Here is a 374-nt window from a genome sequence, read left to right on the forward strand (position 1 = left end):
ACCCCGCCCTGGGGATCGTTGTTGGCCTGCAGCAGCCGCGACAGCCCCGAGCCGTAGAAGATGTTGTCGCCCAGGATCAGCGCCACCTTCTCCGAGCCGATGAAGTCCGCCCCGATCACAAACGCCTGGGCCAGCCCGTTGGGCTGGGGCTGCTCGGCGTAGCTGAAGCGGCAGCCCACCTGCGAACCGTCGCCCAGCAGCTTTCGGAACTGCGGCAGATCATGGGGCGTCGAGATGATGAGCACCTCGCGGATGCCCGCCAGCAGCAGGATCGACAGCGGGTAGTAGATCATGGGCTTGTCGTAGACCGGCATGAGTTGTTTGCTGACGGCCAGCGTCAGCGGATGCAGCCGCGTGCCGGAGCCCCCGGCCAG

The 374-nt window shown here is 66.6% G+C and carries 1 protein-coding gene; it reads right to left on the reverse strand.

What is annotated here, in order from left to right; translation table 11 throughout:
* A partial coding sequence (locus tag DX909_RS29370; RefSeq protein ID WP_229311240.1) for a sugar nucleotidyltransferase occupies positions 1-374 on the reverse strand: 374 nt, incomplete at both ends.

The sequence above is a fragment of the Larkinella soli genome (assembly GCF_003703975.1).
Lineage (GTDB): Bacteria > Bacteroidota > Bacteroidia > Cytophagales > Spirosomataceae > Larkinella > Larkinella soli.